The 20779-nt window shown below is 68.3% G+C and carries 16 protein-coding genes; 8 read left to right on the top strand and 8 right to left on the bottom strand.

The window, feature by feature from the left end; genetic code table 11:
• Positions 1–15: 15 nt before the first annotated feature.
• The 3 genes from DPM12_RS00755 to DPM12_RS00745 all read right to left on the bottom strand — a co-directional run bounded on the left by DPM12_RS00755 (position 16) and on the right by DPM12_RS00745 (position 2695).
• Positions 16–612, bottom strand: coding sequence for a PadR family transcriptional regulator (locus DPM12_RS00755; RefSeq protein ID WP_158542644.1), 597 nt, complete (start codon positions 610–612; stop codon positions 16–18).
• 90 nt (positions 613–702) lie between these two features.
• Positions 703–1458 (bottom strand): ABC transporter permease, encoded by a 756-nt coding sequence (locus DPM12_RS00750; protein WP_112256659.1) that lies wholly within the window; start codon positions 1456–1458, stop codon positions 703–705.
• A gap of 115 nt (positions 1459–1573) precedes the next feature.
• Complete coding sequence (locus DPM12_RS00745; RefSeq protein WP_112256260.1) at positions 1574–2695, bottom strand: ABC transporter ATP-binding protein; 1122 nt, start codon at positions 2693–2695, stop codon at positions 1574–1576.
• A 38-nt stretch (positions 2696–2733) separates the two neighbouring features.
• Between DPM12_RS00745 and DPM12_RS00740 the strand changes: the two genes are divergently transcribed.
• From DPM12_RS00740 to DPM12_RS00720, 5 genes are all read left to right on the top strand, one after another.
• Positions 2734–2979, top strand: coding sequence for a hypothetical protein (locus tag DPM12_RS00740; RefSeq protein ID WP_123788377.1), 246 nt, complete (start codon positions 2734–2736; stop codon positions 2977–2979).
• 4 nt (positions 2980–2983) lie between these two features.
• Positions 2984–4684, top strand: coding sequence for a DUF885 domain-containing protein (locus tag DPM12_RS00735; protein ID WP_112256256.1), 1701 nt, complete (start codon positions 2984–2986; stop codon positions 4682–4684).
• A 194-nt stretch (positions 4685–4878) separates the two neighbouring features.
• Positions 4879–6210 carry a hemolysin family protein gene (locus tag DPM12_RS00730; RefSeq protein WP_112256254.1) on the top strand — a complete coding sequence of 444 codons (1332 nt, stop codon included), beginning with the start codon at positions 4879–4881 and terminating at the stop codon, positions 6208–6210.
• Positions 6207–7259, top strand: a complete 1053-nt coding sequence (locus DPM12_RS00725) for a CNNM domain-containing protein (protein WP_112256252.1) — start codon at positions 6207–6209, stop codon at positions 7257–7259. Before DPM12_RS00730 ends, DPM12_RS00725 begins: the two co-directional genes overlap by 4 nt.
• Positions 7260–7272: 13 nt before the next feature.
• Positions 7273–8133, top strand: coding sequence for an SAM hydrolase/SAM-dependent halogenase family protein (locus tag DPM12_RS00720; protein WP_245951169.1), 861 nt, complete (start codon positions 7273–7275; stop codon positions 8131–8133).
• A 32-nt stretch (positions 8134–8165) separates the two neighbouring features.
• Here the strand turns inward: DPM12_RS00720 and srmL are convergent, their stop codons facing one another.
• Positions 8166–9299 carry a PheS-related mystery ligase SrmL gene (gene srmL / locus DPM12_RS00715; RefSeq protein ID WP_211658158.1) on the bottom strand — a complete coding sequence of 378 codons (1134 nt, stop codon included), beginning with the start codon at positions 9297–9299 and terminating at the stop codon, positions 8166–8168.
• Positions 9300–9593: 294 nt separating this feature from the next.
• Here srmL and DPM12_RS24040 point away from each other — a divergent pair, with 294 nt between their 5' ends.
• Positions 9594–10820 (top strand): TIGR04222 domain-containing membrane protein, encoded by a 1227-nt coding sequence (locus tag DPM12_RS24040; protein ID WP_158542642.1) that lies wholly within the window; start codon positions 9594–9596, stop codon positions 10818–10820.
• A 38-nt stretch (positions 10821–10858) separates the two neighbouring features.
• Here the strand turns inward: DPM12_RS24040 and DPM12_RS00705 are convergent, their stop codons facing one another.
• Together DPM12_RS00705 and DPM12_RS00700 are read right to left on the bottom strand one after the other, a co-directional pair.
• Positions 10859–13840 (bottom strand): helix-turn-helix transcriptional regulator, encoded by a 2982-nt coding sequence (locus DPM12_RS00705; RefSeq protein WP_211658156.1) that lies wholly within the window; start codon positions 13838–13840, stop codon positions 10859–10861.
• Positions 13841–13895: 55 nt separating this feature from the next.
• The gene (locus DPM12_RS00700; RefSeq protein ID WP_112256246.1) at positions 13896–14858 is read right to left on the bottom strand and encodes a carbohydrate kinase family protein; all 963 of its coding nucleotides are present in this window, start codon (positions 14856–14858) and stop codon (positions 13896–13898) included.
• 216 nt (positions 14859–15074) lie between these two features.
• Between DPM12_RS00700 and DPM12_RS00695 the strand changes: the two genes are divergently transcribed.
• On the top strand, positions 15075–16508 hold the full coding sequence (locus DPM12_RS00695; RefSeq protein WP_112256656.1) for an NAD-dependent malic enzyme: 1434 nt from the start codon (positions 15075–15077) through the stop codon (positions 16506–16508).
• Between the two features lie 15 nt (positions 16509–16523).
• Entirely contained in the window at positions 16524–17078 is a 555-nt protein-coding gene (locus DPM12_RS00690) for a YqgE/AlgH family protein (RefSeq protein WP_112256244.1), read from the top strand.
• Between the two features lie 89 nt (positions 17079–17167).
• Here DPM12_RS00690 and DPM12_RS00685 read toward each other — a convergent pair whose 3' ends face one another.
• Positions 17168–18982: a DEAD/DEAH box helicase gene (locus DPM12_RS00685; protein WP_112256243.1), complete on the bottom strand. Its 1815-nt coding sequence runs from the start codon at positions 18980–18982 to the stop codon at positions 17168–17170.
• A gap of 120 nt (positions 18983–19102) precedes the next feature.
• Complete coding sequence (locus tag DPM12_RS00680; protein ID WP_112256241.1) at positions 19103–20560, bottom strand: MFS transporter; 1458 nt, start codon at positions 20558–20560, stop codon at positions 19103–19105.
• Between the last annotated feature and the right edge of the window lie 219 nt (positions 20561–20779).

The following is a 20779-nucleotide window of genomic DNA, read 5'->3' as shown; positions in this document are numbered from 1 at the left end:
ACGTACCAAACATGATCATTCGTGTGGTGGGTGTGACGGCCAGAGGTTGACGTCGCCGCTCTCGATCCGTCCAAGAAGATCGCGGGTCCAGTTCAGTTCGGCCTCGACCAGCCGCAAGCTCAGCCGTTGCATCTCGGCGATGTGGTGTGGGACGTCGGTGGCGGGATCGTCACTGCCGGACTCGATCCGGGCGATGTCCCGCTCCAGTAAGGTGACCTCACCCTCCAGATGGTGTGCACGGGCCTGTAGTGCCGCCATCGCGTCGTCGCGCGGAACGAACGGCAGCTGGCTGACCGCGGGTAGGAGTGGATGCGGCGGAGACTTTGCCTCCCACAGCACGTCGCGGAGCAACTGCTGGTACTCCTTCTCGCCATCGGCGGTCAGCTGATAGGTGGTCCGGGCCGGGCGCGCACCTCGTGATCCGGTGTCGACGATCTCGATCCAGCCGTCGCGCTCCAGTGTCTTCAGTGCACCGTAGATTGAGCCTGGCGCGATGTTGGCCCACTCCTCGGCCCGCCACGAGAGCAACTCACGCCGCACGTCGTATCCGTGCACGGGTTGAAGTATCCGGACCACTCCCAGTACCAGAAGGCGGGTCGAGCGTCGTGCCATGTGACTCAGGATACGAGGCGTCATGACTGCCGGGACTGTCCCGAGGTGAGTTCTGTGCGGTGATGTGGCCATGCGATGTTCCGTTTTCATTCAGGCGTTCTCTCGCTGAAAGGTGCGCGTGCCGACGTAGCCGAGGACGACGGCGAAGGCGAGTGTGACGAGGGTGCCGGTGACCACCTCGGCCGTGTCGAATCTGCTGGCGAACATGGCCCGGACGGCGTCGACGGTGTGGGAGAGCGGGTTGATCCGGGAGAGCGCCTCGAGCCACCCGGGGGCCAGCGTCATCGGCAGCAAGATGCCGGAGAGCAGCAGGAGTGGCACGGTCAGGCTGTTGAGTGTGGACGCCATGCCGTCCTCGGATCGGGTCTTCAGCGCCAGTGCGTACGACGCCGACGCGAACGCGACGCCGACGAGCGCCACCAGGGCGAGTGTGGCCACCATCCCGAGCGGGTCCGGGCGCACACCAAACGCGGCGATCGCAATTCCGATGAGCACGACGGCCTGGGCGACCAGCACCGTCATGTCCTTTGCCACTCGCCCGAGAAGCAGAGCGTTGCGGCTCGCGGGTGTGACGCGTTGCCGTTCGACGACTCCCGAGCGCAGCTCGGCGACGAGGCCGAATCCGGCGAATGCCGACCCGAACAGTGCGATCATCAAGACCATGCCGGGCGTGAAGACCAGCCAGGGATCCGATCCGTCAGCGTAGGCGCCCCCGAGATTTTCCAGCAGTGGCCCGAAGAGCACCAGGTAGAGCAGCGGCTGCATGAGCATGATGACAGCCCAGGCGGGATTGCGAAGGTTCGCTCGTAGGTGTGACCAGAAGATCAATCTTGTCTCGTGAATCATGTGCATGGTGAAGTCCATATCGTCGTTGTCGTGCCACGCGTCGGTGACCTCGCCGCGTCATGCTGCGGCCGACGTGCGTCGTCGTTGCTGATGTGACGTCACTGGTGGAACGTCGTCACGGGTGTGAAACGGCCGGCGTGCCGGTTTCGGGCTCCGAGGTCATGCCGCCCGCGCGCCCCCGGTCCCGGTTCTCGTCGCTGTCGCGAAGGCTGCGGCCGGTGAGGGAGAGAAAGACGTCGTCGAGGCTCGGGCGCTTGACGGTAAGCGCGCTCGGAGCGATTCCGGCGCCGTCCAGCGCTCGCAGTATCGGGACGACGGCCTGGTCGCCATGCTCGACGGTGACATGCACACGGTTGCGTTCGACGAGGACCGAACGCACGTCGACAGCCTGTCGGGCGGCTCGCACTGTGGCGTCGGTACCGGGCGTGCTCCGTGCGGATTCCGGCGACGACGCGGCCCGATCCGACCGGGAGCTCGCGGTATCCCCCGAACCGGCCATGGCCGTCGTGTCGATCTCGACGGTGACGATGTCCCCGGAGATGCGACGTTTCAGCTCGTCAGGAGTTCCGTCGGCGACGATCGTCCCGTGATCCATGACGAGTAAGCGGTCGCAGAGCGCGTCGGCCTCGTCGAGGTAGTGCGTGCTCAGCACGACGGTGACGCCGTCCGTACGCAGCTTCCGGATGTGTTCCCACAGGTTGGCACGGCTCTGCGGATCGAGGCCCGACGTCGGCTCGTCGAGGAAGATGATGTGTGGCTGATGGACGAGCCCGAGGGCGATGTCGACGCGCCTGCGCTGGCCGCCGGAGAGCTGCCTGCACGGTCGGTGTTCCAGCCCGTCGAGATCGAGAGAGGGGAGAAGTGCGGTGGCGTTGGCCTTGGCCCGGGCCTTGCCGATGCCGAACAGCCGTGCTTGCAAAATGATCTCCTCCAGGACGAGTGACTCGTCGGAGGTTGAGCCTCCCTGTGCGACGTAGCCGATGCGGGAGCGGACGCCTCTTGGGTCGTGCCGGAGGTCGTGGCCGGCGATGGTGGCGTCACCGGCCGTGGGGGCGAGAAGCGTGGTGAGCATTCGTACGGTGGTGGTCTTCCCGGCGCCGTTGGGTCCCAACAGGCCGATGATCTCGCCCGTTTGGACGTCGACGTCGATGCCACGCACCGCCTCGACACGCCCGGTGCGCGTCTGGAAGGTGCGCGCCAGGCGTCGCGCGGTGATTACCGGTGCAGGCTGGTTCATGCTTTGAGAATATTCAACCTTGATTAAAATAGTCAAACTTGAGTATATGCGACTGGATCGCGGCGGAGCATCTCACGAGCGTTGCAGCGCCACGCCGTATGCTGACAACGTGCGAGCCCGACGCCGACGCCGACGCCGACGCCGACGCCGACGCCGACGCTGCCGGCGACGCGTCAGTCGACGAGCGCGACGGGAAGAACGCCGGGAGAACGCCGGAAATGACGACCATGAGGGTTCTCTCATCGAACCCGCCGACCGGTGCGGGCAGGGCACAGGCAGGATAGGAAGATGACTGTTGAGAATTCCGCGGATGCCGCTGCCGAACTCGGCGCGATCGCGCACGAGTACTGGGAAGCGACGCTCGATGCGCACCCGATTTACGCATCGTTTCTCGGATACCACGACTACGACGACCGCGCCGACGACCTTTCGGCCGAGCACGAGCACGAGAAGCGCCGTCTCTGGTCGCAACTGCGAGGCCGCGTGCAAGCCGTACCGGAGGGGCAGCTCGGCGAGACCGACCAGATCACCCGTGATCTGCTGATCGGAGAGCTCGACGATGCCATCCGAAGTGTCGACATGCGGCTCACCGAGATCGCATCTGATCAGATGCAGGGCGCACATGCCGGGCTGCTGATGCTCGGTGGTCAGTTGCAAGCACCCGAACCCGAGCACGCCCGGATGGCGGTGTCGCGGATCGGCGAACTCGCCCGCATGCTTGATCAGGCTGCACAGCGGTACCGCGACGGCGCGGCAGCAGGCCGGACGCCGGCACGGATCAACGTGTCTCGTTCGCGTCGCCAGGTCGAGAGCTATCTCGCATCCCCGCTGGAGAGCGATCCGTTCGTGAATCTGAACGGTCCGTCGGACTGGGATGGTGAAGAGCAATGGCGGGCCGATATGACGGATGCGGTGCGAGACATCCTGCGGCCGGCCTTTTCCCGGTATCGCGACGTGTTCGCGAACGATCTGGAACCGATCGCCCGCTCCGACGACCGTCCCGGCCTGGTTCACCTCCCGGACGGTGAGGAGCTTTACCAGACGCTGATCCAGCAGCACACCGGCCTCGCTCTGGAAGCCGACGATCTGCACCAGATCGGGCTGGAGGAAGCCACGAAGACGATCCGGGCCGAGTTCGCTGAGGTCGGTGAGCGGGTGTTCGGAACCTCCAACGTCCGCGAGATCTTCGACCGGCTGCTGACGGACACGAGCCTGCGGTACGGATCGTCCGACGAGATCCTGGCACACGCCAAGACCTGCCTGGACAAGGCCACGACAGCCATGGACAGCTGGTTCGGGATCCGCCCGCAGGCGCCGTGCGAGCTCACGCCGGTTCCGGACTACTTGGCCGCCGACGTCCCGCCGGCCTACTACACACCGCCGTCGGCCGACGGCAACCGGCCCGGCGAGTACCACGTCAACCTGCACGAACCGACCGAAAGGGGGCGGTTCCAGACCGCGTCCATCGCCTATCACGAGGCGATTCCCGGCCACCATCTGCAGCTGGCCATCTCCACCGAACGCACCGATCTGCCCAGCTTCCGACGGCTGAGCCTGGGGCACAACGCCTTCATCGAGGGGTGGGGCCTGTACAGCGAGCGGCTCGCCGAGGAGATGGGCCTGTACGAGGACGATCTCGACCGGCTCGGCATGCTCGCCTCGGACGCGTGGCGTGCTTGCCGGCTCGTCGTGGATACCGGGCTGCACGCCCGGGGATGGACCCGGCAGCAGGCGATCGACTTCATGGCCGAGAACGCGCCGATGGACACGGACACCATCTCCGTGGAAGTCGACCGGTACATCGGCATGCCGGGCCAGGCGCTCTCGTACAAGGTCGGCCAGCGCGAGATCTTGGAGCAGCGTGCCCGGGCGAAGGCGACGCTGGGGTCCCGGTTCGACATCAAGGGATTCCACGATGCCGTGCTCGGTGCGGCCACGATCAGTCTTCCCGTGTTGCGTCGCCGTGTCGCTGCCTGGATGGCACGCTGATGTTTCCACGCCGGGCGCCTGACGGCGCTACGCTGGTTTCGACACCACCAAATTGTGGGTAAAACCCGAACTACTATCCGATCGAAGGGAGTTGTGTCCGCCGTGTCGGACGCTTCAAGTCGAAGATATGCAGTATCTCGGGGTTGCGTAACCTCGCAGCAGTGGAGCACGCTCGTTAGCCGGCGAGGTGGCCGATGGATGCGGTGATGGGCATCGCCGCAGTCTTCATCCTGACGTCGGGCACCGCGTACTTCGTCGGCCAGGAATTCGCGTACGTCTCGGCCGATCGGATCGAGCTGTCCAGGCAGGCCGCCGCGGGCGACAAGCGCGCGGCATCGGCCGTGCGGGTCATGGAACGCCTCTCCTTCATGCTGTCGGCCGCCCAGGTCGGCATCACGGTGACGGCGCTGCTGGTCGGGTTCATCGCGGAGCCGGCCTTCTCCTGGCTGGTTCGCCCGGTTCTGGAATGGTTGCAGCTACCCGATGCGGCGGTATCCGGAGCGGCCATCGCCGTTGCCTTCGTGCTGGCCACGGTGATCCAGATGGTGCTGGGTGAGCTGTTCCCCAAGAATCTGGCCATCGCCAGGGCGGAGACCCTGGCCAAGGCGCTCGCAGCATCCACCCACGTCTACCTGGCGATCAGCGGGCCGGTGGTGCGATTGTTCGACAGCTCGTCCAACCGCCTGTTGCGCTGGGTGGGGATCCAGCCCGTCGAGGAGCTGCGGCACGGTGCCACGCTGGAGGAGCTCGGGCACATCATCGACGAGGCCAAGGCACACGGATCCCTGTCGCCGCCCCTGTCCGATGTTCTCGGCCGGGCGATCGGCTTCACCGAGCACACTGCTGGCGAGGCGATGGTGCCCCGCCCGGAGGTCGTCAGTATCCAGGCCTCGTTCCCGGCGGAGACGGTAATCGACATGATCCGCACGTACGGGCACAGCAGCTATCCGGTACTCGGCGAGACCACCGACGACATCATCGGTGTCGTCGGTGTGCGCGAGCTGATGCGGCTGCCCGAACAGCTGATCGCCAGCTCGACGGCGGGCGATATCGCGCGGCTGCCGCTGCTCGTCCCGGACAGCCTCACTCTCCTCCCGCTGGTGCAACGGATGCAGGAACGGGGCGACGAGTTCGCCTGCGTGCTCGACGAGTACGGCGGCCTGGCCGGCATCCTGACGCTCGAAGACGTCGCCGAGGAACTGGTCGGCGAGATCGAAGACGAGACGGACAGCGAGGAGCGCGGTGCCGTGTTCGTCGACGGCTGGTGGGAGGTGGATGCCGGCCTGCGAATCGACGAAGTGAACTCGTATACCGGTGCGGAGTTGCCGGAGTCGGACGACTACGACACCGTGGCCGGATTGATTGCAGCCGAGCTGGGCCGCCTGGCCGAGCCGGGGGACACGCTGGCCGTGCAGGCCGCCCGGCCCGAGGAAGATGGTGAACGGATCCACATCGAGGTGCTCTCCGTCGCCCGCCGCGTGCCGGATCGGGTGCGCCTGCGTCAGGTGGTGGAGGTGCAGCAATGAGCGCCGAGATCGCGATGGTGATGACCGGGCTGCTGTTCGTCGCCAGCGGGTTCTTCGTCGCCTCCGAGTTCGCCCTCGTGGGTGCTGCGCGGCACCGGCTCGAACAGGCCGTGGCCGCGCGGCGGCGGGGTGCGAAGGCCGCCCTGAATGGTGTCCGCGAGCTGTCGCTGATGCTGGCCGGAGCGCAACTGGGCATCACGATGGTGATGATCGGCCTGGGTATGGTGTCCGAGCCAGCGCTTCATCATCTCCTGGAACCGCCGCTCTCCGCGCTGGGGCTGCCACACGTGGCCGCCGATGTTGTCGCCCTGGGGATTGCGCTGGCCGTCGTGACATTCGTGCACGTCGTGGTCGGTGAGATGGCGCCCAAGTCGTGGGCCATTGCCCACCCGGAGCGGAGCGCGATGCTGCTGGCACCGCCGTTCCGCGCTTTCACCTGGGTGTTCCGGTGGTTGTTGGTGGTGCTCAACGCCCTCACGAACGCGCTCGTCCGGATGGTCCGCGTCCAGCCGCGCGACGAGATCGTGACGGTGCGCAACCGCGAGCAGATCCACCAGCTCGTGTCGGAGTCCCGGCAGCTCGGCCTGATCCGCGCGGATGAACACGGTTTGCTGACCCGCGCGCTGGGCGCACCGGGCGCGACCTTGGGCGAGGTCATGGTGCCCCTGGAGTACGTCATCGGTATCGGCGCCGACGCGGGACCGCAGGACGTCCTCGACGTCGCGGCCCAGAACCGGCATCCGCGGCTCGTCGTCCACGACGACTCCGGTGAGATCATCGGCGCGGTGCACGCACGCGAGGCCCTGGCCGGACGCGGACACGAGCCGGGCTGGACGGCGGGACAGGCGGCCGGTCCGGTGCCGCCCATCAACGTGAACGTGGACCTTGCGACGGCCGCGGAGACCTTGCGGCGTGATCGCGCACAGCTGGGCCTGGTGCGGGACAACGGCACCGTCGTCGGCCTGGTGACCATGGACGATCTCGTCACGAACATCCTGGTGAGCGAGCCCGAGCCGATGATCGAGGCCATGGCCCCGGGAACGACGTGACGGTGATCGACGCATGACGAGTGACACGGAGATGTGGGCTGCCTTTCTCACCGACTACGGGCGCAGGGACGGGTTCGTCGCCGCCTGTCACGGTGTGATGGCCCGGATCGCCCCGCGGCTGCGCGTGATCGACGTGACGCACGACGTCCCGGCCCAGGACGTGCGGCACGGGGCGGTGGTGCTGGCCCAGACCGTTCCGTACCTGCCGGCATGCGTCGTCGTCGGCGTCGTCGACCCGGGCGTGGGTTCCGCGCGGCGTGGTGTCGCGATCTCGGCCGGCGGCTACACGTTCGTCGGTCCGGACAACGGCCTGCTGTCGTGGGCGGCAGAGACGGTCGCGCAGGGCAGCGTCGAGCGGGCGGTGGAGCTGACCGAGCCGGCCTACCGCCTCGCGGGTGATCGTGCTGGTGGGGTGGCCAGCGGTGTGGTGGTAGACGCCGCGACGTTTCACGGCCGCGACGTCTTCGCCCCGGCGGCGGCGCACATCGCGCGGGGGGTTGCGCTGTCCGAATTGGGACCCCGCGTGGACGTCGACACGCTGGTGCGGTTGCCCGAGCCCGAGGTCCGGGCGGGAACGGGTTTCCTGCACTCCGAGGCGCATGTCGTGGACCACTTCGGCAACGTCTCCCTGGCGGCCCGCTCGGGTCATTTCGCCGCTGCCGGCTTCGGGCCCGGCGAGCGAGTTCGGGTCAGCGCCGGGGACGGGCCGGAGACGCGAGCCCGGGTCGGACGCGTCTTCGCCGACGTCGAGCCTGGTGGGCTGCTCGTGTACGTCGACTCGCACGATTACGTCGCCGTGGCCGTCAACCAGGGCGATGCTGCGGCGTTGCTGGGTGTCCGCCCCGGAGACGAGATCTCGATCGACGCCGGGTGATTCCGCGCGACACCCTGCGCGCCATGGTTCCCCTACCCTCCGTGATGCACGGCAGCGTGGACGCGATCGTGTAGCTCGTTGGCTTCGGCGCTGGTCATCGTCCGGCTGGCGGGGCGGAGAATGAGGCGAACCAGGAGGTTGACCTGGCCCGGCCGGATACCTAGCCGCTGACGTGCGGACGCGGGCAACTCGCCGTAGGGAGTGTGCGACACGATCGCGAGTTCCTCGACCAGCTCCGCGTCCGGGCCCAACGCTTCCCGGACCTGGTCGCCCAGGATCTCGGCGTCGATATCCGGGGGTGCCGCGATGGAGATGTCACGCCGTGCCGGAGGGAGGTCGGAGACCGGCTGGTACGGGGCGAGGTCGAGCATCTGCCCGGCGACTCGCGGATCGTCCGACCGCAGGAGCCGGATATCCGGGATGCCCTTGCGCAGCATCAACAGTCGATCCAGCCCTATGCCAAGGGCGAGTCCGGTCCACGACGAGGGATCCATGCCGGCCGCAGCGAGCACGTCGGGCGCCGCTAGGCCGCATTCGGCGATCTCGACCGGGGTACCGTCGCGGATGGCGTCCACTTCCCGGCCGTCGACGGTGTAGGGGTGTGAGGCGGGGCTCCACCGCCAGTGAGAACCGGGGAGGAGCGCATCGATCAGCGTCCCGATCATCTCGAGGAGATCGTCGTGATCGAGCCGACGTCCGCCGCGCCGCAGCAGCCAGAGGTCGAGCTGGTGCGGCGTGCCGGTGTGGAGCCGGTCGATCGTGTCCCGGCGATGGCAGAGTCCGGGCAGCACCAGCAGGACGTCGCTGGCCGGTTGTTCGGCCGCGAGCCGCCGAAGCGCTGGTGGAATGCCGGCCGACGTGTGGCTACGCAGCATCGTCGTGTTGCTGACGTATCGCGTGTATCGAGTGTCGCGCACGATGGTGTCGGATGGGTACCCGAGGCGGTCGTAGTTGTCCTCGACGGCCACGATCGGCCCGGAACGTAGTGTCCTGACCTCCACGTTCCACAGGCCGCTCAGCGCGGACACGGCTGCGTCGACGAGCTGTTGGAGCGCATGCGGGCCGCTCGCCGGATCGGTCAGATCGGTTACGGAGAGCGCGTTGACCAGGGCTGGCACGTCAAGATGCGAGGGCGCGCCGGAGGGGATGGCAGTAGTCGTAGACACGGAAAGAAACCTTTCGCGGACGATAATGAACCGGATACGGGGCGACGATCGCTACTCCCCCGGCCGGCTCGCGGTCCGCGAAGGGTGGTGCCTCAAGCGCGCACGCCCTCCGGGCGGCGGGACATCGCCGACCGGGGGCAGATAAACAGGCGCTGTTGCGGCATACCCCCACTGTAACGCCCTCTCCCGCTGATCATGAACACTAGGCGTCCACATAGGACGCCTAGTGTTCATGATCAGCGGGAGAGGGATCTAGGGTGTGATGCGCCGCAGAGCGTGACGAGTGGGGAGATCGTGACAGTGACCGTGCTCGTACCGGTGATCATCGGGGGAGTGTTCGTGCTCCTCGGCCTCGTCTACGTGCTGACGGGCATGCGAGGGCGGCGGATGCGTGCCCGGGCGGCCCAGGGGTCGGCCCTGACCGTGGACGATCTCGACGAGCACGAGCTGGCGCTCCTCGCTGGCGGGAAACGGCGCCTGGGTCAGGTGGTGCTGGCCCGCCTGTATCGCGACGGGCGCATCCGGGTACGACGCGCTGGGCGCGGCATCCGCAAACCACTCGCCCGGGTCGAGGCCGTTGGAAACGACGACGGGCGCGGTGACACCGGACTCGATCACGAGCTGGATGTGGCCGCGATGGATGTCGTCGCCCGTCGCCCGTCCTGCCACCCGGCGGTGCTGGTGGCCGCTGTGGGCCGGAGCCGGTGGACGCAACCGGCGTTGTCCCGGCTGCGCTCGGCCGGCCTGCTGCTCCCGGCGGAGCGGCTACGTGGCATTGAGCGGCTGCACTCGCTCGCCGTCGGAATCCAGTCGATCATGGTTTTTCCGCTCGCGGCCGGAATCCTATTCAGCATGATGTTTCTCGCTGCCAGCTCCGCGAGCGGGGGCGCTCCCCGTCTCCTGACCGTGCCATTATTCCTTGCGACCCCGCTGGTACTGGTGCTGGTGCTGCGCTTCTTCGGCGTCGCCGCTCTGGTACTGCTTGGCACGGTGTTCGCGCTGGTCTACCTGGTGGCGCCGGAGCTGCCGGACGCCGTCGGCGCGGCAGGACTGGCGTTCTGCGGGGCATGGTTGGCGACATATGGCGTCCATCTCGTGACCCGGCGGCACCTCGGGCCGCGCACGCCTGCCGGGGATCGGCTGCTGGATGCCGCGCGATCCCGGCTGGAAGGCTCCCGCCGTCCGGGCGCGGCAAGCATGCCGTTCGTCGTCGCGCTGCTGGGGCTGGCGAACCTGCGTGGCTGGGTGTATGCGAAGTCGTCTGGCAAGGCATCCAGTGGTCACGAGGTCGAGCCGCACTGGGCCGGCCTGTGCGACTTCGCGGACGCCTGCGGCCAGTCGAGCGATCTCCTGTCGGGCACGAACGGCGACGGTGGACCCGGTGGTGCGTTCAGTTCAGATGGCGGAGATGGAAGCTTCGCCAGCTTCGGCGGTTTCGGTGACGCGCTGGGTGGCGGTGGCGTTTCAGGAAGTGGTGGTCCGGGCGGCGGCGACGGCGGTGGCGACGGTGGCGGTGGCTGAGGCGGCTCCGGTGGAGGGGGACCGTAGCGTGAGATCGGCTACTGCGTGACGGATTCGTCGAGCAGGCCACGTTGGTACGCGAGCGCCACGGCCTCGGTGCGGCTCGCCGCCCCCAGCTTGGACATCACCCGCGACAAGTGCACGCTGACGGTCTTCTCGCTGATGAACAACTTCTGGCCAGCGGCACGGTTGGTCATGCCCTGTGCTACCAGAGACAACACCGATGCCTCGCGCGACGTGAGGATCTGCATCGACGCTGCGGGTGCGCCCGGAAGCGTGATCCTCGCCCGGTGGGCCAGGGCGCGCACGGCGTCGCCGAGCGGGCGTGCCTCGAGCTGGTCGGCCACGGATGCTGCGGCTTCGAGGGGGATTGCGGCGTCGTCCCGGCGGCCGGCGGCGATCAGCGTCTCGGCAAGCCGCCAGCGGGCGATGGCCTGCTGGTACACGTCACCGTAGCCGAAGGCGTCTATCACCGCCTGCCACGAATCCGGATCCCGCGTGCCATGCAGTCGACCGTGCTCTGCCCGGGCCCGCATGAGCCACGCGCGCCCCTCCGGTCCGAGGTCGGCCGTTCGGGGAACGCCGTGGACTGCGGTCTGTTCGGCATGCTGGAGCAGCGCGTCGCCGGCGTCCGTGGCGTCCCGGGTCGTCGACGGGTCGGGCGGCGCCGTCGAATGGGCGCGATCGGCGAGCGCTTGCAGGCCGATCGCGGCAAGCCTGATTCCGCCCAGGGGCCACTGCTCCCCGGAGAGCGCGGGCAGCGACCGCAGCGCCTCCTCGACGAGCTCGGCAGCGGTGTCCGGCCGGCCCTGCCAGCACGCGAGCTCCGCACTGGCCGCGGCAGCAAGGTTGGCGATCTGCTCGTCTTCGTTGCGATACCACTCCGGCCGGAGGCGTTCCAGCGTGAGCTCGGCCTGGTCGAACTGGCCACGCCCGACGTGGACCATCGCGCCGGCGACCGTGAGCATTGCCGAGACCAGATCGGACACCGTTTCGCCGGGAGGGGCGGCCGCCTCGGCGGCAGCGTCCCAATCACCACGGGCGTAGTGCGCCAGCGCCTGCAGCATGCGCACCCGCCGCCCGTACAGGCTCCAGGTCAGCCCGAGCTCGGCGGCGCGCTGGACGCCCTCGTCGGCGATCTGCGCCGCCGCGTCCAGCTCGCCGTGGTCGAAACGGCTGAAGACGAGGTTGAACCAGGCGCGCAACTCGACGTCGAGCGCGCCGGCTTCGACCGCGAGCTGGCGAGCACGTTCCAGAAGGCGGGCTGCACTCTCGGTGCGACCGTCCCGGTCGTCGGCGAAGGCGAGTGAGATGAGCGCGTCTGCCTCGGCGCTTGCCGTGCCGGACGCGCGGGCCTCGGCGGCCGCGGCCTCGGCGATGGAGCGCCGCTCTTCATCGATGACGGTCACCCGGGTGCGGATGGAGAGCACCCAGGCGCGCTCCTTGCTGGTTGGGCAGTCCTTGATGAGCTCCCAGGCCTCATTGATCACCTGTTCTGCTTCGGTCCAGTGACTGTTGTCGAGCAGCGCCTGGGTGAGCTGGCGGCGGGTATCGGCAGCGAGAACGGGATCGTGGTTGGCGTCAGCCAGTGGAATGGCCGTGCGCATGTATGCCAGGGCGCGGTCGGGAAGCCCGGCCGAGCCCGCCGCGTAGGCCGCCCGGCGGTTCAACGCCAATTCGCTCTTTCCGGCGTTCGCCTCGGCGTCATCGACGGCCTGCCACAGCTCGAGCGCGCGCTCGATGTGCTGGAGCTCGGCGCCGGCCGCGCCCTTTGCCCTGGCCTCTTTCGCGGCCTGGACCGAGGCGTGCAGCGCGGTGGGCAGGTCGTTGGCGCGCATGCTGTGGTAAGCGAGCGCCGCGGCCATGCCCGCGACGCCGCTGTCCGCGACGGAGGCTGCGTAGGCCGCGTGCAGGCGGGTCCGCTCTCCGGGAAGGAGATCGGCGTAGATAGCCTCACGCAGCAGCGCGTGCCGGAACGTGTAGGCATCCTTCACGTCGGTGACGATGATGTTGTGCTGCATCGCCTCGCGCAATGCGGCGTCCAGTTCCGCGGGATCGATACCGATCACCGCCTCCAGCGTGGTGTGGCGCACGTGCCAGTTCCCGCTGACGGCGAGCGCCCGGACGGCGCGTTGAGCCGTGGTGCTCAGCTTCTCGACCTTGGCGAGCAACACCTCGGCCAGCACGGTGGGAATGCCGTCCTGAGGAGACGTCGAGTTGGCCGTCACCAGCTCCTCGGCAAAGAACGCGTTGCCTTCACACCGGCGTGCGATGTCGGCGATGGTGGCGTCGTCGACGTCCTCGGATGCGATCGTGCGAATGAAACGTTCCGTGTCCTCCCGGCGAAATGGCTGGATGTCGAGGCGCTCGACGGCCGGCAGCCGGACCAGCTCGGCGAGCATCGGACGCAGCGGATGGCGGCGGTGGAGCTCGTCGGAGCGGTAGCTGGCGACGATGAGCAGTCGCTGCCCGCCCAGCCGGGAGAGCAGGAAGGAGAGCAGGTCACGCGTTGATGGATCGCTCCAGTGCAGATCCTCGATCTGGACGACGACACAGGCGTCCTCGCTCAGATCGGTGAGCGCACCGAGCACCGCGTCGAAGAGCTGGAGCTGATCGAACTGGTGCGCCGCATTGGGCCCGATGTCCTCGGCCGCCGACGCAGCAGCCGTGGCGGCACGTGATGGAGCCGGGCTGGCCGAGCCGACGAGCGTCGCGAGGCCGGGCCGCGCCGGCAACGCGCCCGGATCGATGGCACGGAGCTGCTCGATGATCTCGGTGAACGGCAAGTAGGGGAATCCGGCCTCGCTGATGTCGACACACCGCCCGACGAGCACGTGCGCTCCCGTCGTGGGCGCATGATCGGCGAGCTCGGCGAGTAACCGGCTCTTGCCGACTCCCGCCTCGCCGGAGACGAGCAAACTGGTGGCCCGCCCCGACTGGGCGCGCGCCAGCGCATCCCGTAGCTGCGTGAGCTCGTGATGCCGCGCGACGAGCGGAAAGTACGAACCTATGCGGGACACGACACCAATAGTGGCACGTCGGCCCGACGAGCCGAGCCGTCGCTCGGATATCCGGTTATGCGGGCCCGGTCCGTTCGAGCTCCGATGCCGCTGGCGGGTCCGCTCCTTGTCTGGTGCAGGTGAGCGCCGCGACCTCAATGGCGCGTTCCAGGATGTGTTCGAGCTGGTGCGCCGAGATCTTGGTCAACGCCCCGCGTCCGGCAGCCCCCAGGAGATCCGCCAGCCGCAACCCATCGAGAAGGCCGGAGGTGAACGCATCGCCCGCACCGACGGTGTCGACCACCTCCACCGCCGGAGCGGGCACCGAGACCTCGACGCCCTCGCTGGTCACGGCGAAGACACCGGCGTCCCCGCGGGTCGCGACCACCAGTGCGGGGCCGCGGTCGGCCCAGTCCCGCACGGTTTCCTCGGTCTCGAATCCGGGATCCAGCCAGGCGAGGTCCTCGTCACTGACCTTGACGATGTCGGCGAGCTCGATCAGCGTGTTCCAGTACGCTCTCGTGGACCGGGGTTCGTCGAGCAGGCGGGGCCGGATGTTCGGGTCGAGCACGATGCTCGCCCGGGCCCGTTCGTGCTCGCGGCGAAGCAGCTGGAGCAGCGCGGGTGAGCCGGGTTGGCGTGCGGCGGCGATCGATCCGGTGCACAGTGCGAGCGTTCCGTCCGGTAGCGGGTCGGGAAGCTCGTCCGGGCTCCACTGCCAGTCGGCGGTGCCGTCGGCGTAGAAGTCGTACCTGGCGTGGCCGGCGTCGTCGACCGACACGACCGCCAGTGTCTGTGGCTCGTCGGCGTCGACCGCATAGTCGAGCAGCACCCCGTTGCCTCGTAGGTGCTCGTGGACCAGCCGGTGGAACGCGCCCGAGCCCAGCCGGGCGAGCAGCTGCGTGCGGGCGCCGAGCCGGGAGAGGCCCACGGCGACGTTCGCCGGTGACCCGCCTGGAACGGGCCGGTAGCGACCGCCCGGTTCGGCGATCAGGTCGACGACGACTTCACCGGCGACAATGATGCTTTCCTCGGCCACGAGGCCACCCTAATGCGTGTGCGGATCCGGCACGGGCTCGCCGCTGCCCGCAGGGTGATGTGAGGTGTATGGGATGCGGCAGGACGCGGCCGGTCGCGGCAGGATCTATCCCTCGATGGCCGCGAGACAGAGTTCCGTGGGACGATCCTCTACGGTGAGGAATTGGGCGGTCGTGCCGGTGACCGAAGAACACCGGCAACGAAGGAGTTCGTGTTCGTGACCACTGTTCCCAGCGTGTCGTACTCGATCACGGTCCGGCTCGAGGTGCCAGCCGGCAGTTCGGCGGTCAGCTCCCTGACGGCGGCCGTGGAAGAAGCAAGCGGGCTGGTGACCGCACTGGACGTGACGGCCTCGGGGCATGATCGAATCCAGGTCGACGTCACGTGTGCGGCGACTTCATCGGTGCACGCGGACGAACTTGTTGCGGCGCTGCGGTCGGTGCCAGGAGTCGTCATCGGCAAGGTGAGCGACCGCACGTTCCTCGTCCACCTCGGCGGCAAGATCGAGGTGAAATCGAAGGTGCCGATCCGCAACCGGGACGATCTCTCGCTGATCTACACGCCCGGCGTCGCGCGCGTCTCGCAGGCGATCGTGGCCAACCCGGAAGATGCTCGCCGGTTGACCATCAAACGAAACGCGGTCGCGGTGGTCACCGACGGTTCGGCCGTGCTCGGTCTGGGCAATGTCGGTGCGACGGCCGCGTTGCCGGTCATGGAGGGCAAGGCGGCCCTGTTCAAGCGGTTCGCGGACATCGACGCCTTCCCCATCTGCCTGGGAACGCAAGATACCGACACGATCGTCGAGATCGTGCGGTGTCTCGCTCCCACGTTCGCCGGTATCAACCTCGAAGATATCTCGGCGCCACGTTGCTTCGAGATCGAGGCGAGGCTGCGTACGGTGCTGGACATCCCCGTCTTCCACGACGATCAGCACGGCACCGCCATCGTCGTGCTGGCGTCGCTGATCAACGCGTTGAAGGTGGTCGGTAAGGACATCGGTTCGATCCGTATCGCCATGGCCGGTGCCGGAGCAGCCGGACACGCCATCGCTCAGTTGTTGTACTCGGCTGGCGTGCGGGATCTCGTCGCCGCGGACGTCAACGGCGTGATCCATCCCGAGCGTGCCGAACTGGAGGAGATCCCCACGTGGTACCTGGAGCACAGCAACCCACGCGGGGTCACGGGCACGTTGCGCGACGCCGTGGCCGGTGCGGACGTGTTCATCGGCGTGTCGGCGCCGAACATTCTTACGGCCGCCGATGTCGAGAGCATGGCCGACGACGCTATCGTCTTCGCGCTGGCGAACCCCGAGCCCGAGATCCAGCCACAGGAAGCCGCCCGGCACGCCACGGTCGTGGCGACCGGGCGCAGCGACTACCCCAACCAGATCAACAACGTCCTGGCGTTTCCGGGAGTCTTCCGCGGGCTCCTCGACGCGCACAGCAGGAGCGTCACGCCGGAGATGCTCATCGCCGCAGCAAGGGCGCTGGCGGGCACCGTGGGTGACGAGGAGATCAACCCGGCGTATATCATCCCGAGCGTCTTCCACCCGGGTATCGCCGAGACCGTCGCCACGGCGGTACGTGAGAGCGTGGAGACGATCCGCAAGGTCGCGGATGAGACGGGCGAGATCCCCGCTGTCCCTGTATAGGAATCCCCAGACGCCATGCCGGTTTCCCTGGTCGGCCACCTGCTAGTGGCCACTCCGCTGCTACGCGAATCAGCGTTCGACAGAGCGGTCATCCTCATGCTCTCTCATGACGACGACGGCGCCCTCGGCGTCGTCGTGAATCGTCCCACCGACGTGCCGGTGGACAGCATGCTTCCGGAATGGACGCACGTCGCCTCGGATCCCGCCGTCATCTTCGACGGTGGCCCGGTCAGTCCGGAAAGCGCGCTCGCCCTCGTCTTCGTCGACGCCGAGTCCGAGCCTTTGGGAGTGCGCCGGATCACGCCCCAGGTCGGGCTCGTCGATCTCGACACCCCGGTGGAAGTGGTCGAGCAGGGTGTGAGCGGGCTGCGGGTGTTCTCGGGATACGCCGGTTGGTCGCCGGACCAGCTGGAGAGCGAGATCGACGAGGGCTCCTGGTACGTGCTGGACGCGCAACCGGGCGACGCGTTCCGGGCGGATGCGACGGAGCTGTGGCGCACCGTGCTGCATCGTGAAGGTGGCGATCTCGCTCTCGTGTCCACCTTCCCCGAAGACCCGAGCCTGAACTAGCTCGCGACTTCTTGGGCCCGCGGAACGTCCAGCGCCCGAGACGCCATCCTGGACGTTCCGCAGGCCCAAGAAGTGAGGGTGGCCCCACGTCAGCGGTGCGTGCTGGCCCAGGCCCGGATGGTGTCGATTCGTTCCTGGATCTCGTCTGCCGTGGCCTGCGCGGCCGGAGGCCCGCCGCAGGTCTTGCGCAGCTCGGTATGGATGACGCCGTGCGGCTTTCCGGTCCGGTGGTGCCACGCGCCGACGAGCCCGTTGAGCTCGCGGCGCAGCATCGCGATCCGCTCGTGTTCGGGGACGCTGCGTTTGGTCTCCTCGTGGCCGCCACCTTGCGTGGACTCCGCGGGGTCGCCGCGGTCGGCATCGCCGGTTCCGGATGCCTTGTCCCGGGCGCGCTCGGCCTGCTGCTCGGCTTGTCGGCGGCGCAGCAGCGCGGACACCTGGTGGGGCTCCAGCAATCCGGGAATGCCGAGGTAGTCCGCCTCCTCGGCGGATCCGGCCTGGGCCTGCGTGCCGAACTCGCCGCCGTCGTAGAGCACGCGGTCGAACGACGCGTCGGAGCCGAGCGCTTCGAACGATGCGGCCTCCTCCGGGCCGCTCTCTTCCCGCTGCGCGGCAGCGATCAGTTCCTCTTCCGCGGCGCCGGGATCGTCGTCGGGTGAGGTCGTCTTGCCGAGCACGTGCTCTCGCGAGGTCTCCATCTCGTTGGCGAAGGAGAGGAGGGACGGCACCGTGGGAAGGAAGATGGAGGCAGTTTCCCCGCGCTTGCGCGCGCGCACGAACCGGCCGACCGCCTGGGCGAAGAAGAGCGGTGTCTGGGTGGCGGTGGCGTACACCCCGACGGCGAGCCGTGGAATGTCCACGCCTTCGGACACCATCCGCACCGCCACCATCCAACGATCGTGGTTCTTCGCGAACTCGGCGATCTTCTTCGAGGCCCGGGGCTCGTCGGACAGCACGATGGTGGGGCGCTCCCCGCTGATCCGGGCGAGCAGACGCCCGTACGCGCGAGCGTGTTCCTGGTCGGTGGCGATCACCAGCCCACCGGCGTCGGGCACGTGCCGGCGTACCTCAGTCAGGCGAGTGTCCGCCGAGCGCAGCACGGCGGGAATCCAATCACCCTCGGGATCCAGGGCGGTGCGCCACGCCTGTGCCGTCTGGTCTTTGGTGAGTGGCTCGCCGAGCTGGGCGGCGACCTCGTCGCCCGCCCGGGTGCGCCAGCGCATCTCGCCGGAGTAGGCCATGAACAGCACCGGCCGCACCACACCGTCGCGCAGCGCGTCGGCATATCCGTACGTGTAATCTGCGGCGCTGTGCTGCAGGCCGTCGTCGTCGGGAACGTAGGTGACGAACGGGATGGGATTGATGTCGGTGCGGAACGGTGTCCCGGTGAGTGACAGCCGCCGGGTGGCGGGATCGAAGGCCTCTCGTACCGCGTCGCCCCAGGACAGCGAGTCCCCAGCATGGTGTACCTCGTCGAGGACCACAAGCGTGCGGCGGTTCTCGCAGCGAGCGCGGTGCAGCATCGGGTGCGACGCCACACCCGCGTATGTGACGGCCACCCCCGTGTAGTCCCGGCTGGTCCGCGCCTTCTTCCCGGAGAACGCGGGGTCGACGGTGATGCCCACGCGGTCGGCGGCGTCGGCCCACTGGCGCTTGAGGTGTTCGGTCGGGGTGACGATGGTGAGCTGGTGAACCACCCGGGCCGCGAGCAGCTCGGCGGCGACGCGCAAGGCGAACGTGGTCTTCCCCGCCCCGGGTGTCGCGACGGCCAGGTAGTCCTTGGGTGCTCGGGAGAGATAGTCGTCGAGTGCTGCCTGCTGCCAGGCGCGCAGGCGTCCTGCCGTACCCCACGGCGCGCGGGCGGGATAGGCCGGAGGCAGATGTTCGGCGGCGGAGGTACTCACACGGCTCCCGATATCGGTCGGCTCCGGACACAGCAAGGCCCGACCCGCTGCGTCATCGGCGAGGTCCCGCGATCCAGCGAACCGGGCGCGTCAACGACCTTAGCCGCCGGCACCGACAGGTCAAGAACCGACGTGCGGAGCCGCCGATGTGGCGGTGGTGGCCGGGCCGTCGTGGTGTGCCGCCTGCGGCCGGACCCTCCCGGCAGCCCAGGACCCGAATGCGGCCAGCGCGGCCATGATGCCGAGGATCACCAGATAGGTCCACGTCGACGCCCCTGTCGTCGCCTGCGGTGCGGCCGTGTGCTCGACGCTGTGCGCGGAGCCGAAGATGGCGCCGGCGAGGCCGACGAAGGTGATGGTTCCGAGGTTGTCGCACATCTGCAGGGCTGCCGAGTTCGTCCCGTGCTCCTCCGGTGGAGATAGCTGGAACAGCAGGACGCTGACACTGGCCATCGCCATGCCCATCCCCACGGCGCCGAGAGTCCACACGACGGCCGCCGTGGCTGCGGGCACGAACGGGATGAGTATCAGGGCGAGGCAGGCGATCGCGGTGGCGACGATACCGCAACCGACCCGGACGAGGAGGTGGCGTGGCACGCTCGTCGTGGACCTGCCCTGGTACCACGCTCCCAGGACCCAGCCCAGCGCGCCTCCGGTGAGCGACAGGCCGGCAAGCGTCGAGGAAAGGCCGCGCTCGGCGACGAGTATCAGGGGCAGGAACGCTTCGGCACCGAAGAACGATCCGGCGAGAATCCCGCGCATGACGACGACGGTGGGTAACCCCCGTCTCAGCCGGAGGGCGCCGATGGGCAGCAGCTTGGGAACGCTGGGTATCAAGAGGACGGCGGCGACGCCGCACAACACCAGCGCGAGAACGTCCGCGCGGGTTCCGGCATATTGCAGCAGGCCCATAGCCAGGGCGGCAGCAAAGGCGAGCGGCACCCGTCGTTTCCTGATGACGGGTCCGGACGCGGGTGGCCCGTCGATGGCGCGGACCGACGGAAGCATCAGGGTGATCGGGAGCAGGACGAACGGGGCGAGCCCGAGAAAGACCCATCGCCACGACGCGTGGTCGGCGAGCAATCCGGCGACCAGTGGTCCGACGATGGATGGCAGCACCCATGCGGCGGACATGGCGGCGAACACGCGGGGTCGCCGGTGCTCGTCGTAGGAACGGCCGACGGTGACGTAGAGCGCGACGATCACCATGCCGGCTCCGAAACCCTGGGTGGCCCGGCCGGCGAGGAACGGCCACATGGCCCGCGCGCCACCGGCGAGCAGGAGGCCGGCCGCGAATGTCGTGGCGCCGATGAGGATGGGCAGCTTGGGGCCGCGCCGGTCGCAGATCTCGCCGGAGACGACGAGGGCGAGCAGGCTTGTCGTGAAGAAGCTGGAGAACGCGAAGGCGTACAGCTCCATGCCGTCGAGGTCGGGTACGGCCTTGGGCATGGCCGTGGCCACCGCCATCGCCTCGAATGCAATGAACGAGACCGTGGCAACGATGCCCATCGTCAGCTTTCGGTAGGTGGAGCCGAGGATGCCGGTGGTCGGGGTGGAGGGCTCCGGCGTCGGCGTCATGAGTAAATGGTATGTACGCTCATGTCGGCGCGACAGTCCGGGTGCCGGTCGTCATTGGTCATGTGGCAAAGCGGACCTCGTGCGTGCGGGTAGCCGGCCCGTGTTTGTGCGATGGGGCGGACCTTTCGGATATTCTGAATGTTGAGGCGCATGATTGGATGGCGATTCAACCGAGACGGGCCAGCGCCAATCCGGAGGACGTGGCAGAAACAGGGCCAC

The organism is Phytoactinopolyspora halophila (assembly GCF_003287285.1).
Taxonomy (GTDB): Bacteria; Actinomycetota; Actinomycetes; order Jiangellales; family Jiangellaceae; genus Phytoactinopolyspora_A; species Phytoactinopolyspora_A halophila.
Note: the sequence above shows the minus strand (reverse complement) of the source record. Positions and strands in the feature narration are given on the sequence as shown.